A 13,604-nucleotide genomic window follows, 5' to 3' on the forward strand; every position below is an offset into this window, starting at 1 on the left:
ATTAATAGGGAGGGACAGGAATGAATGATTATCTGAAGCTGCTGGGCATCCATAAAAGGTTCGGCGATGCCAGGGTACTGGATGGGGTGGATCTGAGTATCGCCGAAGGGGAGCTGGTTACGCTGCTGGGACCGTCGGGCTGCGGCAAAAGCACACTCCTGCGCTGCATCGCCGGGCTTACAGAACCGGATAGCGGCAGTATGCTGCTGGAGTCCCGGGAGCTGACGCAGCTGCCGCCGCGCAGCCGGGACATCGGCATGGTGTTCCAGTCGTATGCGCTGTTCCCCAATTTGACGGTCCGTCAAAATGTGGAATACGGCATGCGCATGCGCGGCATCGCTCCTGCAGCAAGGCGGACGCGCAGCGCAGAGCTGCTGGCGATGGTGGATCTGGAGGACAAGCGGGATGTCTACCCGCAGTCCTTGTCCGGCGGGCAGCAGCAGCGCGTGGCGCTGGCCCGCTCGCTGGCCGTCCAGCCGAAGCTACTGCTGCTGGATGAGCCGCTCAGCGCACTGGACGCACGAATCCGCAAGAATCTGCGCGCGGAGATCCGCGACATCCAGCGGCGGCTTGGCATGACGACGCTGTTCGTCACCCATGATCAGGAGGAAGCACTGATCCTCTCGGACCGGATCTGCATCATGAATAAGGGGCAGATCGTTCAGCAAGGCTCGCCGGAGCAGCTCTACACAGCGCCGCGTACGGAATTTGCCGCCCGGTTCATGGGCAGCTACAATGTGCTGAGCCGGGCCGAGGCGCTATCGCTCTTCCGCAGCATCGAGAGCCGGGCCGACCGGTTTGCCATCCGGCCGGAGACCGTAACCCTGCTGGCGGCAGGGGAGCCGATCCAGGATGACGCCGATGGTATGGTGGATGTGCACGGTCAGGTCCAGGCGGTATCCATTCTGGGCAGCATTATCCGGGTCAGCGTGACGGCGGAAGGTATCCCCTTAACAGTAGACCTGCTAAATGACGGGCGCTGGCTGCAGGTCCGGGAAGGGGATCGCGTGACCCTTCTCATGGACGCTGCTAAGCTGCTGCATCTGGAGCAGGAAGGGGCGTAGTTGTCTGTTCAAGCAGGTTCCGCCGTTAGTCCGGAATGGATCGGATAGAAGCAGCGGGATTCGTGGTATAATGGGGAAATCTGCAAGCAAGCAAGAAGAACAGGAAGGAGCAGTACCCCCAATGGAAGTAACCGCACAGGAAGTGGCGGAGTGGATGGTGAAGGAAATCAAGTTCACAGGGACGTTATACCAGACCGCTGCGACCCAATATGTGAAGGCAAATTTCGGTGAACAGTTTGTATTCGTGAATGAGAACGGCAATGCTTCGTTATCCAAGGAAGTGAAGAAGGCCTTCCGCAAGCTGCATGGCGGCCGGATTGCCTGGGACCGCGACGGATTCCTGTGGGCCTGGACCTGAGGCTGAACGGTCACAAGACCACCTTAATAACATGAGCAAAAACGGCTACGCCATCCTTGACAAGGACGGCGTAGCCGTTTCTGCTAGAACAAGGGGAGCAATACTGTACTAGCCCCATTGGCCCAAATTATTCTTCGAGTGACATCTCCTATACATATTCCAGCATGCCTTTGTCCTTGAGCAGATCCACAATGTCCTTGACGGACTGTGCCTTGTCCTTAGGGCAGATCATGAGGGCATCCCCCGTGTCGGCGATAATAAAACCTTCAACGCCTATAGTGGTGATCAGCCGCCCGTTGCCATAGATGATGGAGTTGTGGGTATCGATGCCCAAATGATTGGCTTTGATAATATTGCCTTCACCATCAGGCGGGAAGATGGCACCGAGTGCATCCCAGCTGCCGATGTCATTCCAGCCGAACTGTCCGGAGAGGACCACAACTTCGTCGGAACGCTCAAGGATGCCATAGTCGATCGATATATTTTGGAGCAGCGGGTAGATCCGGTTAATCGTCTCTTGCTCTTGATCCGTACCCCATGCCTCCCTGATCGGCAGCATCGTGTTATACAACCGCGGCAAATAACGCTTGAAGTTATCGATAATGACCGAGGTCTTCCAGATGAAGATCCCGCTGTTCCAGAGATAATTGCCTGAGGCCAGATACCCCTGTGCCTTCTTGAAATCCGGCTTCTCCACGAATTCAGCTACATCGTATACGGCAACCGGCTTGACTGCGATCGGCTCTTTGTCATAAGCGATGTAGCCGTAACCGGTGGACGGGAAGGTCGGCTTGATCCCGATCGTGACAATGGTATTGCTCTCCATGGCTACGGTGCAAGCTTCGTCCAGCGTAAGCCGGAACTGCGGCTCATCGGTAATATAGTGATCGGAAGGCAGGACGACCATTAAGGAGTCCCCTTCGCTCATCTGCTGGATGGCGAAAGCGGCGAATAGAATACTCGCCGAAGTATTTCGGGCCACCGGCTCAATCAGGATATTGCTCTTCTGCACACTGCTGTGCATAATGCTCTCCAGCAGTACCGCCTGGGTTCGGTTCGTTACAATAACGGTATTTTCCTGCGGGATAATGCCCTTGAAGCGTTCAATCGTATCGTTCAGCATAATATCGTTGCCGCTGATGTTCAGCAGCTGCTTGGGGATTTCCTGTCTCGACAGCGGCCAGAAGCGGGTGCCGCCCCCGCCTGCGAGAATGGTTGCGAATTTATCCATGATGGGTCACCAGATGGGCAATCAAGAAGGAGATAATGCTCTCCGAGCCTTGATTGAGATTCAGTCCCGAACTGTGAATCCCGTCGTAGCAAGCCCCGGTCTGGGGATCTATCAGGCTGAGCTGCAAGGAGTTATTCCCTGTATACCAGGCATAGCATAAGTCAGCCTTCCGCAGATAAGCAGGGTCCTTCAGCACCGAGGCGGCTTCCCGGCAGGCGAGCAGCATCTCGCAGGCTTCGATCGGCTGTTCGTCATAGAGCGCAGGCGTGCCGCCGCGCAGCAGCCAGCCATGGCTGCCAATGGGCTTGTAATAGCCTTCCGGCGCGAAGGTCCGGGAGATTAGGAAATCCAGACTTTCTTGGGCCGTAGCTCGGAGCACCGGATTGCCGGAGATCTTGTAGGCCTTCAATAGTGCCCAAGGCAGCATCGAGTTCCCGTAAGTCAGGCTGTCTTCGTACCAGTTCCAGCCCTCGCCCTTGGTATGGTTGTACTGGTCATTTAGCCGGACCGCGATGGATTCGATCAGCTCACTAATGAAGGCTTCGGGCAGGAAGGCCTGTTCTTCCTCTGTGCCTGGTGTATGCGGATACGGAAAGGAGTAGGTGAGTGCTCCGGGAGTTTTGAGCAGATAGCTTAGCCCGACAAGTGCATAGGAAAGTGCCCGGGGAGACCGAATGCCGCCGATATGAGGCAGCGCCTGGTTGATTAGATAGCGGCAGGTATTCAGCAGATTATCCGGCAGGATGGAAGAATAGGAGAGGGCGAAGCCCAGCGCCCAGAGGGTGCGTCCCTGACAATCCTCGGAGCCGCGCTCCTCCAGGAAGGAGCGGCTGTAGTCCATGAAATTCCGGAAGTTGCCTTCCTCCGTCTGTGCATGATGGACGAAAGAGAGGTACGTATGGATCAGGTCGAGGGCAGCGGCCTCGGGATTTTTTTTGTACATCAGTACGGCTGCAATTAGAGCCCGCGCATTGTCATCGGTGGTGTAGCCTTTGGCACGGTCGGGAACACCGAACTTCGTATGCTGAAAAATCCCCGTGTCATCGGTAATCCGGCGCATATAGTCCGGTTTGAGCTGCAACACTGCTGGTGGATGCATCAAATCACACTCCGGTCAGCCGGGGTGGAGAGGGCTATTTTATCGTGAAAGATGGCTGCATAGCTCTTTGCAACCTCACTCCACATCATCTTACTGCCAAGCGCCTGTGTACGCTGCTCCATATCCTCGACTTTGGCCGGATCATCCAGCAGCTCCAGAATACAGGCTTCCAGAGAAGCTGAATTGCGGAATTCCGCGAGCAACCCCCGGCCTTCAGCTAGCATCTCTTCGGCATAGCGGTAAGGGGTGGAGATAATGACTCTGCCATAGCCAATGCCGTAAGCGAGGGTGCCGCTGACAGCCTGATCCTTGCCCAGATATGGAGTCATATAAATATCCGACATCACCAGTGACTCGATGACTTCTTCCTGGGTCAGCAGCTTGTCGACGAACAGCACATTATTGACCAGTCCTAGCTCATACACCTGATCGGTCAGCTTTTGCCGGTAGACTTCGCCTGCCTCTTGTTTAACGACCGGATGGGTCTTGCCCCAGATGATATAGAGCGCGTCCGGGTGCTGCTTCACCACTCCGCTCATCGCTTCAATTGCATATTCAATGCCCTTGCCGGGACTCAGGAAGCCGAAGGTGGAGAGAATTTTGCGGTCTCCGAACTTATACTGGGTCTTTAGCTCCGCGCGGGTAGCTGTCTGCACAAAGGGCACACCGTGGTGAATGAAGGCGATTTTGGCGGCTTCTATATGATAGACAGAGATCAGATCCTGTGCTGTGGACTGGGCCATCGTGACCACTTGGACGCTTCCTTCAGCGAGCCGGGTAATGATCTCATGCTGCTTCGGTGTAGGCTTGGTTAAGACAGTATGGAAGATAACCACATAAGGGACCTGAAGCTCTTCCGTGAACTGCAGGAGATATTCACCGCTCTCTCCGCCGTAGATGCCGAATTCATGCTGAATGACGAGCAGATTGGTATCCGACTGATTAATTTCCCGGGCTGAATCTATATAATCGGATAGCTGCTGCTGGTTGATTTCCCTCATGACCTGATCCGTGTAACGGTAATCTCTGTTGTTGTTCATGGCGATGATCCGCGGTTTGTTGAAGCCTTGAAGCTTCGTGAACTCATCCAGCAGATCCTGGGTGAAGGTAGCAATTCCGCATTCTCTAGGCAGGCTGGTGGACAGGAAAACTATGTTTTTATTGCGGTTGCTGCGGTTCATGATAGAGCCTCCCTATGGATTATCGTAATTTGGGGATAAAAAAAGAAAATAAAGAGAGCTTTATTTTCCAGGGGTGAGTGGTATGAATTTTCGTTTCTGCAATTTATTTCCTAAATCGACTATAACATGACCATTTTATCTTGTCAATTTATTGACTCTCCTAAAATCTCCAGATATAGTATTGTAGGAGGTGTATGGATGCCAGTCATTCGCAGTAAACTAAGTGAGGTTATGGAAGAACATGACCCCAAATTATCGATCCGCAAGCTTGCCAAAGACATTAACTACCATTTTGATTCCGTCCGGCGGATGTACAAGGATGAGATGGTGCAGTATCCCCGGGATCTGCTGTTAAAGCTCTGTACCTACTTCAATATTCAGCCTGGGGAATTGATCCGGATGGAATCAGATGAGAACGATTGGGCAATAGATAAGGCAAATGAATATGAGGAGGAAGGCAATGACAAGGAGCCCGGCAATGGCAGCAGCCTGTAGCGAACTGCTGGATACCTTTTACGCCAATCTCCGTACCGTACACGTGGAGAAGCTGGTCTTCTCCGGTGTAGGCGGGCGTGATGTATACAATATAACGGCCCCTTTCCCGCATGACGGGGAGGAGGTCATACTGGGAAGAGTTGAGGAGCGCGACAGTGAGTTCTCTCAAGTCTTCTTTTTTACATCCCGAGGGGACGGGGTATGGGTTCCCAGGGCACATACGCATACCTATAACCTGCAGGACCCCTGTGTCACCCGGATTAAGGGCGAACTGATTGTCGGCGGAGTTGAAGTCATTACGGCCGGGGATCATCCGCCGCAAATCGTCTCCTGGGTCACGCAGTTCTACCGGGGGTACCGGATCGATTCGATGAACCATTTCGCCTCCGGTCCGCAGCAGATGAAGGACATCCGGCTGATAGAGCTGCAGGACGGGAGAATCGGTGTGCTTACGAGACCGCAGGGGGAGCGTGGCGGCAGAGGGCAGATCGGCTTCACGGTTATCGATTCTCTGGAAGAGCTGAATGAACAGACGCTCGTGGAAGCAGAAATTCTACAGCATCAGTTCGTGCAGGAAGAGTGGGGCGGCGCCAATGAAGCCCATCTGCTAAGCAACGGCCATGTCGGTGTGCTTGGGCATATCGCTTGCTTCGATCCTCTGGGGAAGAAGCATTATTACGCTATGGTCTTCTCGCTCAACCCGGACACCTTCGAGACGACTCCGCTCAAAATCATTGCCGCCCGAAGCGATTTCCCGGTCGGTCCGGGGAAACGGCCTGATCTGCAGGATGTGATCTTCAGCGGCGGACTGGTACGGGGGGAGGACGGCCGGTCGGTGTTGTCGGTAGGCGTCAGCGATGCGGAAGCCTACCGTATTGAGATTCCTGATCCTTTTGCTGAGTATGAGGTCTGATGGAGGTCTGATGGTTGTAAGTTTGACTAGATTATATGGTCATGGTACACTATGTTTGACAAGAATTTATGGTCAAAGAGAGCGGGAACCAAGCAATGAGTACATTTATTCAATTAAGCAATCGTACATCGGAAACAAAGTCCAACCTGAATGCAGCAAGAAAGCAGGGCCGCATACCGGCTGTACTGTACGGCATTGGTAAAGATACTCTCAGTCTTGAAGTGAACGAGAAGGAACTGCTGGAGATGCTGAGAACGAATCCGCGGGCGATTCTGCAGGCGAAGCTGCCGGATGGAACGACCCTTCCGGTAGTGGTTCAGAACATTCAGAAGCAGTCGATGTCCGGTAAAGTGCTACATGTCGATTTCCAGCATGTGAATATGAGCATCAGTATGGACAGCAAGGTTACGATTCATTTTGCAGGCGAAGCTGCGGGTGTCAAAGAAGGCGGCGTACTGCAGGTGGAAATATATGAAGTAGAAGTCCGCTGCATGCCGGGAGCTCTGCCGAAATCGATGGAAGTGGATATCAGCGGCCTGGCCATCGGCGACCAATTGCTGGTGTCTGATCTGATCTTCAAGGATGGAATTGAAGTGTTGACTGCTTCGGGCACAGTCATGATTCAGATCAAGACGGTCCATGAAGAAGCAGCAGAACCGGAAGTCACTCCGGCTTAAATATAGATTAATGAATAATAGCCCCTTTCTGGCAGAGCGTACCCGGAATTCATGAACATATCATGACTCCGGTTACGTCTGCTGGAAGGGGCTTTTTATTGTTTGGGAGGAAACTTACATCTGGCAGGTTAGCTGAAAAGGCAGCCGGATGTTCGCTTATACCGGGACCTCGCGGGTGCTTGGTTCCATCGGGGAGCTGCAGAGCGGACACGGCTTCGAGGTCAGGTGATCCTCTGCCCCGCCCGCCTTCTTCCGGGTCCAGCCCGGACAGGCTTTGCCGGTGCATTTCCAGACCGGGACAGTATGCGTTCTCACTGCGGCTGAACCCGGGGTGCTGCTGCGGGTTATAGGCGATCTGCCTGCGCTGCTCCCTCCGGCGGGTGGAGCCGGTGCCTGCGGGCGGGCCGCCGAGCGGAAGGCCGCGAGCATGAAGCGCGAGACCTCCGCCTTCTTACCCCGATGCCGGGCGGGCGAGCTGATGAACAGCTCCTCCTTGGCCCGGGTAACGGCTACATAGGCGAGCCGGCGCTCCTCTTCCAATGCGGCAATGCCTGCTTCAGCCGCGGCTCTTGCAGCCGCCGCATTGATCACCTTGACCGAGGCCTTCGCTGGTTTGCGGTCCTTCGCACGGTCCTCCTCCAGAGCGGAGCTATGCGGCAGAATCCCTTCGGAGGCTCCGATCAGGAAGACTACGGGGAACTCCAGTCCCTTGGATTTGTGGATGGTCATCAGCGCCACCCGGTTGCCTTGCTCCTTCAGCCCCGGCTGCCGGTTCTGCTCATTACGCTCTGTTACGTTGTCGATGAATTCGAGGAATAGCGGAATCGTGGCGAAGCGCTCCGCCGAGGACTCCAGCTCATCCAGCATTTCCTTCAGTGTCTCCCGGTGCAGGGTAGCCTGATGGCGCTCGCTGCCTTCGATGAAATAATCGTAGAATACTGTGCGGATCTGGCGGATTGCCTGCACTGGCGTCAGCTCCCGCAGGCCGCGGATCAGGTCCAGCCGCTCGCGCAGCTTGACGCCCTTGAAATCCTCCATGCCCGGCATGGACAGCAGATGAATCAGCGGGCCCTGCTTCGCCTGCACCGCCTCCATGCGCCGGATATGCTCCATCCCCTTGTCCCGGTTCATATAGAGTGTCGGCAGAATATTCTCCATGGCGGCGAAGTCGCGGCGGTTCACCGACAGGCGCAGGTGATCCAGCACCGGAGAGATCAGCCAATGCTCATATAACAGCTGGCCTTCACCATAATCTATATAAGGAATATCGTGCAGCAGCAGCAGCTCCAGGACCGCCCGGTTGCTGCTTGTCGCGCGGTATAACAGGGCGAAATCACGGAATTCCCGGGTCCCGCTCTGAGTCTCATGCTCAATATGCTCCACAATCTGCGCGGCCTCGTCATCTGCTGTAAGCGGACGCAGATAACGGGGCGGCAGGCCGCTACTGCGGGCTGCCTGCAGCGTCTTGGCGCGGCGACGTGAATTATGGCGGATGATACCGTTGCCCAGCCCGATGATCGCCGGTCCGGAGCGGTAGTTGATATCCAGCGTAATCACCTTGGCCTGCGGATACAGCTTCTCGAACTCCAGAATGAACTCGCTGCGGGCTCCGTTGAAGGAATAGATCGTCTGGTCATCGTCGCCGACCACCATCAGATTATCCTGCGGAGCAGCAACCATCTTCACCAGCTCATATTGCAGCGCATTCGTATCCTGGAATTCATCGACCATCACATATTGATACTGCTGCTGCAGCTCCCGCAGCAGCGCAGGCTGTTCGCGGAGCATCTGGTAGGCGAGCAGCAGCACATCGTCGAAGTCGATTTTGAAATGATCGGCCTTCCACTGCTCGTATAGAGTCAGGATAGCCTTCATCTCCTTCTCTGCCTCGGTAGTCTCCGGCAGCTGTGCGGGCAAGCCCATGTTCATCTTGCAGGCGGAGAGCAGACTGAGCAGATTCTCAGGAGGATAGGCATCCTTCGGCAGTCCCAGCTCGCGCATAATCTGCTTCAGCAGAATATGCTGACGGCGGGTCTCGCTGAAAATATCCTGCCGCAGCCCCTGCCGCCGCAGGAAATAAAGGAAGAACGAGTGGAACGTACGCGCCTGCAGGCGCGCAGCATCCCCTTCGTTCACCCCCGGTAACAGGGTGATCCGTTCGCGCATCTCTGCCGCTGCTTTGCTGGAGAAGGTCAGCAGCAGCAGGCGTCCGGGGGCGATGCCGCGCACAGACAGCAAATACCCGGTTCTGCAGATCAGCACCGAGGTTTTGCCGGAGCCGGCTCCAGCCAGTGTCAGCAGCGGCCCCAGATGATGGCGCACCGCCGAGATCTGCGGGGGATTGAGCAGAATGCCTCCAGCCTCCAGCCGCCTGAAATAAGCCGCATCGCTGTCCCCCGGCTGCACCGTCTCCCGGCTCGTCCGGGCCGAGGCTACCTTGGCCTGGGGTATATTCTCACCGCTGGCTCCCAGCGGGATATTATGAAATAAGAGCTTGTTCATTATGTTCACCTTCGTATGTTTCTGAATGCATAATCAGTCCTGCGGTTTTGGCCAGTATACACTATACCATTCTGCACTCTTTTCTGCACGAGGCTATCTCCCGGATGTATTCAGCTTGGCAAGAAGAGAATTCACCTTGCGCTCGTACAGCCGCGGCTGATCTTCCTTGATCTCCTCCAGCAGGAAGGCCAGACACTGCCGGATTCTAGGAGGCATGCGCACAGCGATCTCAGCGTAATCCCTGCGGTAAGTGTCGTCCTGGAGAATTCTTTGATTCAGCACAATCGCCCAGTTGCGGGCATGCTCCAGCATTTCCGGCAGTGATTCCAGCAGCTGGGTCAGATACATCTCCATTTGGATACTCTCTACAAAATGAACAAGGCTGAACATCACCTCTTGCTGTTCCGTATCATCATCGAATACTTTGAAGATCTGGTGAATGACGGCATCCTCCGTATCACCGGCCAGACCCTCCAGTGCCTGATCGAACTGCTCGCATTCCAGCTCGGTGCGCAGCAGCCGGTTCTCATATAGCCGGGCAATCCCGGGGTATAGGTGGTTCATAGAGTAATTCCTCCCAGCAGAAAATAACGCCATTTATCATAAGGTCCATTTTTTGACAGATAAGGCTAATATATTGGACAAAGGACTAGCTGACTATAACAGATGTACAAATAGAAGTAAGGTATGGAGGGATATTATGTTTATTCCGGTACTTATGGAATTAACCAATGCCGAACGGTTAACGCTTATTCTATATCTGGCACTCAACCTGGGAGCCATCTCATTATGCCTCTTCCGGCGCTCGGGAACCGACCGCCGTTAGTAAAGAACAGCCTTCATTTGAAGGCTGTTCTTCTGTCCAGAAGATGCCGCAGCCCTGCCGCTACACCATTCTCCGTATGGCTTAACGTAATGAAGTCGGCGGTCTGCTTCAGCACGGGGGCGGCATTCCCCATGGCAATCTTGTACCCCGCCATCTCGAACATAGGCAGATCATTGTAGCTGTCGCCCATCACCGCCACTTGCTCCGCAGGAATCCCGTAATGGGCAGCGAGCATGCTTACACCGGCACCCTTATTCGCTTCCTCATGGTTGATCTCGATATTGTTGACATGCGATGCGGTAATAATCAGTCCGGGGATGGCGGCGAACCGCACAGAGGCTTCCTTCAGCAGCTCACGGTTCAGCGAGAAGACCAAAGTCTTATAAATCAGATTCTCTTCCTTGCTCCAGACGTCCTCCATCTTCTCCACGTAGGTTACAGCTGCCTGCTGGAACTGCTGATCGACCATCGCCTGGAGCAGCCAGGCCAGTTCCTCGGGAACCTCAGTATCCTTATGAGTAGCCAGCTTTTCCAGTTGTACCCGCTTGTCGAGCTCAACATATACGTTATCCTCAGTGTATACCTCGTAATACAATTCAGGAATTTCATTCAGCCAGCGCAGCGCGGGAATAATATTCTCTTTATTCAGCGGAGTGCTTGCCGCCACGCTCCGGTCAGCCAGCGTGATTACAGCACCGTTAAGACTCACCACAGGGCATTCCAGATCAGCCAGCCGCAGCTGCCGCTCAGCGTCCATGTAGGAACGGCCCGTAGCGATAATCACGATATGGCCCAGGCGCTGTGCTTGAAGAATAGCCTCTTTGTTCTCGTTGCTGATTTCACCCTCCGCATTGAGCAGTGTTCCGTCCATATCCAGTGCAATAAGCATGTGATTGTTCTCCTGTTCTATCTGTTTATTGTAATTTCCCCTTCAAGGGCGCGTAGGCTTTGCCTGAAATATAAGAATTTATATGTTTCACACGATAACTTATCCTTCTATTTTTCGGCCGTTTCCACTTGTATTTTATCATTATTTACTCGGAAACTTAAAATTAAAGTGTTCATCTATAGTATTTACAGAACAGTTCCCTGCTGCATGCAGCTTGATGGATTTTCAGAAAAGAGTGCTCACGTGGTACAATGTAAGGCAGACCTGTAACCTGACAGCCTGGTTCGTCTTCTGCATGTGCAAGAGATGATGACCGGGATGCAAGCGGCATGGGGTCGCTATGTAAGGGGGAAAAGATACTGATGAAATCCAGAAATTTAGCTACGATCTCTCTGGCTATTATGGCCTGCGGCTTTCTGTTCACCTTATTTCTGCCGGAGAATCTTGCAGTTATTCTGCTAAGAGGGGGATTCGAGGCAGGTCTGGTCGGAGGAATCGCCGACTGGTTTGCCGTGACGGCGCTGTTCCGCCATCCGCTGGGCCTTAGAATTCCGCATACCTCGCTGCTATTGAAGAACCGGGATAAGCTGATCCAGTCCCTGATCTCTGCGATGGAGAATGAGCTGCTGAACAAGGAGAGCATTGAGAATAAGCTGCGCACATTCAATATAGTCTCGCTCGGAGCTACCGTGCTGACCCGGTTCTTCTCCAGAAAGAAAGCGCGGCAGGAAGTGCTGGAGCAGCTACAGGGCTTCGTACTGCGGCTTCCGGTAGAGCAGGCCGTTCCGTATATTCAATCGGCAGCGGCAAGCTATCTGCGTGAAGCTAAGCTTGGAGTCGCAGCAGATACCATCGCCACCAGCCTGATGAATGAGGGCAAGGACATTGCAGCCCTTGATTTTGCGCTGGAGGGGATCTCCGCCTGGAGCGGACGCCCGGAGACGCGGGCCATGCTGGGTAAGATTGCCAGTGAGAAGCTGGCCGAGGTTAAGCTGGGCGGACTGAAAGGAATGGCCTTCCAGGCCTTCGTCGGGTTCGTGGATGCCGATATGCTGGGGGAAATGCTCCAGGGTATGGTGCAGTCTACGATTCGTGACTTTAAGGAAGAGGATAGCCCCTACCGGGAGGAGGTCATCCGGGAGATCCGGGTGGCTCTGTTCCAGCTGCTGAGCGATGAAGAGCGGATTGCCTCGCTGAAGAATTGGGCGCTGAATGAGCTTCAAGGGGAAGCGGCCGCCGCATTTGTACTGCAGCAGCTGCAAGGGCTGCGCGGCAAGGCGGTTACGCTGCTGGAAGAGGACCGGGGCCGTGGCGGACGCAGGCTGTTCTCGCTGTATGCCGCGCTGGTCCGGCGGGTTAGCCAGGAGAAGGAATGGATTCAGACATCGGAGGACCGGATTCGCGGTACACTAATCTCCTTCGTGGAAGCTAATCATTACCGGATCGGGCAGCTGGTTAAGGAGAACCTCGATCAGATGGACGATGCCGCTCTGGTGAATATGCTGGAGGAGAAAGTCGGCAAGGATCTGCAGTGGATTCGTGTCAACGGGGCCGTCTGCGGCTTTGTAGTCGGGCTGGTGCTTACCGTCATCCAGCTGATCTGAGATTGCTATTTCAGTAATTCATAAAGGCAGCAAGGCAGTCCCCGGACGTCCGTGATGACGGAGAGCGGGGGATGCTTTGCTGCCTCTTTCAAAATATAAGGAGTTATATGTTTCACACGATAACTTATCCTTCTATTTCTCGCTGAAACGGTACCTTCCTTTAAAAGGACGGCGAAGCTGTTTCCACTTGTAGGGCGCGAATATAGCAGAGCGAAGACACTCTATAGCTGGTTCTTGCCGTTGCTGATGGTGAAGACCTCCTGTACCGGCAGGACAAAGATTTTGCCGTCGCCGAAGGAGCCATGCTCACCGGTTCTAGCTGTACGCATAATAATGCTGATCACGTCATCCTTGTCTTCATCCTGAATGACGATCATCAGCAGCTTCTTGGAGATTTGATTGTAATGGTTGGTTCCAACCTGAATACCCTTTTGCTTGCCGCGCCCGAGCAGATCCATTTTGCTGATGGAGGGGAAGCCGGCCAGCAGTAATTCGGCCATCACGTCATCCGCCTTCTCAGGTCTTACTATAGCTTTGATCATTAACATAACGATGCACCCTTTCTACAGCGAATAATAGGTTGTAGGGGGTTGCCAATATCTCGGTGGATTACTGTGCAGTGCATTTGTTTAATGGCAACGCTTACATGTGTAGTATATTATTAACTCTCGGCTGCATCCTGCGAGAAGGATCACAAAATCCATATGACACATTGTCGCATCCTGACTAGGCTTACAGTTAGAGGCTGTCCGCCATCCAGAAAAA

At 54.1% G+C, this 13,604-nt stretch carries 14 protein-coding genes; 7 read left to right on the forward strand and 7 right to left on the reverse strand.

The annotated features are described in order from the left end of the window. The first annotated feature begins 20 nt into the window (after positions 1-20). On the forward strand, positions 21-1,064 hold the full coding sequence (locus tag NYE24_RS22125; protein WP_342476696.1) for an ATP-binding cassette domain-containing protein: 1,044 nt from the start codon (positions 21-23) through the stop codon (positions 1,062-1,064). Between the two features lie 121 nt (positions 1,065-1,185). Then, positions 1,186-1,422 carry a hypothetical protein gene (locus NYE24_RS22130; protein ID WP_036695574.1) on the forward strand — a complete coding sequence of 79 codons (237 nt, stop codon included), beginning with the start codon at positions 1,186-1,188 and terminating at the stop codon, positions 1,420-1,422. A 148-nt stretch (positions 1,423-1,570) separates the two neighbouring features. Here the strand turns inward: NYE24_RS22130 and NYE24_RS22135 are convergent, their stop codons facing one another. The 3 genes from NYE24_RS22135 to NYE24_RS22145 are packed head-to-tail and all read right to left on the reverse strand — an operon-like array spanning position 1,571 to position 4,933. Next, positions 1,571-2,653: a mannose-1-phosphate guanylyltransferase gene (locus NYE24_RS22135; RefSeq protein ID WP_036695575.1), complete on the reverse strand. Its 1,083-nt coding sequence runs from the start codon at positions 2,651-2,653 to the stop codon at positions 1,571-1,573. After that, positions 2,646-3,752: a glycosyl transferase gene (locus NYE24_RS22140; protein WP_036695576.1), complete on the reverse strand. Its 1,107-nt coding sequence runs from the start codon at positions 3,750-3,752 to the stop codon at positions 2,646-2,648. Before NYE24_RS22140 ends, NYE24_RS22135 begins: the two co-directional genes overlap by 8 nt. Then, complete coding sequence (locus tag NYE24_RS22145) at positions 3,752-4,933, reverse strand: glycosyltransferase family 4 protein (protein ID WP_036695577.1); 1,182 nt, start codon at positions 4,931-4,933, stop codon at positions 3,752-3,754. The genes NYE24_RS22140 and NYE24_RS22145 overlap by 1 nt, the downstream gene beginning before the upstream one ends. A 198-nt stretch (positions 4,934-5,131) precedes the next feature. Between NYE24_RS22145 and NYE24_RS22150 the strand changes: the two genes are divergently transcribed. The 3 genes from NYE24_RS22150 (at position 5,132) to NYE24_RS22160 (ending at position 7,018) form a co-directional block, all read left to right on the forward strand. Beyond that, the gene (locus NYE24_RS22150; RefSeq protein WP_063829030.1) at positions 5,132-5,428 is read left to right on the forward strand and encodes a helix-turn-helix transcriptional regulator; all 297 of its coding nucleotides are present in this window, start codon (positions 5,132-5,134) and stop codon (positions 5,426-5,428) included. Continuing rightward, positions 5,394-6,341, forward strand: a complete 948-nt coding sequence (locus NYE24_RS22155) for a DUF1861 family protein (RefSeq protein ID WP_036695578.1) — start codon at positions 5,394-5,396, stop codon at positions 6,339-6,341. The genes NYE24_RS22150 and NYE24_RS22155 overlap by 35 nt, the downstream gene beginning before the upstream one ends. A gap of 95 nt (positions 6,342-6,436) precedes the next feature. Then, entirely contained in the window at positions 6,437-7,018 is a 582-nt protein-coding gene (locus NYE24_RS22160; protein ID WP_342476697.1) for a 50S ribosomal protein L25, read from the forward strand. 156 nt (positions 7,019-7,174) lie between these two features. Here NYE24_RS22160 and NYE24_RS22165 read toward each other — a convergent pair whose 3' ends face one another. Both NYE24_RS22165 and NYE24_RS22170 read right to left on the reverse strand, forming a co-directional pair. After that, positions 7,175-9,520, reverse strand: a complete 2,346-nt coding sequence (locus tag NYE24_RS22165; protein WP_342476698.1) for a UvrD-helicase domain-containing protein — start codon at positions 9,518-9,520, stop codon at positions 7,175-7,177. Positions 9,521-9,613: 93 nt separating this feature from the next. Beyond that, on the reverse strand, positions 9,614-10,084 hold the full coding sequence (locus tag NYE24_RS22170; protein WP_036695581.1) for an Imm30 family immunity protein: 471 nt from the start codon (positions 10,082-10,084) through the stop codon (positions 9,614-9,616). A gap of 136 nt (positions 10,085-10,220) precedes the next feature. Between NYE24_RS22170 and NYE24_RS22175 the strand changes: the two genes are divergently transcribed. After that, positions 10,221-10,346, forward strand: a complete 126-nt coding sequence (locus NYE24_RS22175) for a hypothetical protein (protein ID WP_256707949.1) — start codon at positions 10,221-10,223, stop codon at positions 10,344-10,346. Between the two features lie 13 nt (positions 10,347-10,359). On the opposite strand, the gene NYE24_RS22180 is transcribed toward NYE24_RS22175, so the two are convergent. Beyond that, positions 10,360-11,235, reverse strand: a complete 876-nt coding sequence (locus NYE24_RS22180) for a Cof-type HAD-IIB family hydrolase (protein WP_076161721.1) — start codon at positions 11,233-11,235, stop codon at positions 10,360-10,362. Positions 11,236-11,597: 362 nt separating this feature from the next. Between NYE24_RS22180 and NYE24_RS22185 the strand changes: the two genes are divergently transcribed. Further along, entirely contained in the window at positions 11,598-12,839 is a 1,242-nt protein-coding gene (locus tag NYE24_RS22185) for a DUF445 domain-containing protein (RefSeq protein WP_036695583.1), read from the forward strand. A gap of 221 nt (positions 12,840-13,060) precedes the next feature. Here the strand turns inward: NYE24_RS22185 and NYE24_RS22190 are convergent, their stop codons facing one another. Further along, positions 13,061-13,387, reverse strand: a complete 327-nt coding sequence (locus tag NYE24_RS22190; protein WP_076161725.1) for a P-II family nitrogen regulator — start codon at positions 13,385-13,387, stop codon at positions 13,061-13,063. Positions 13,388-13,604: the final 217 nt, after the last annotated feature.

Source organism: Paenibacillus sp. FSL H7-0350 (assembly GCF_038593195.1).
Classification (GTDB): domain Bacteria; phylum Bacillota; class Bacilli; order Paenibacillales; family Paenibacillaceae; genus Paenibacillus_AQ.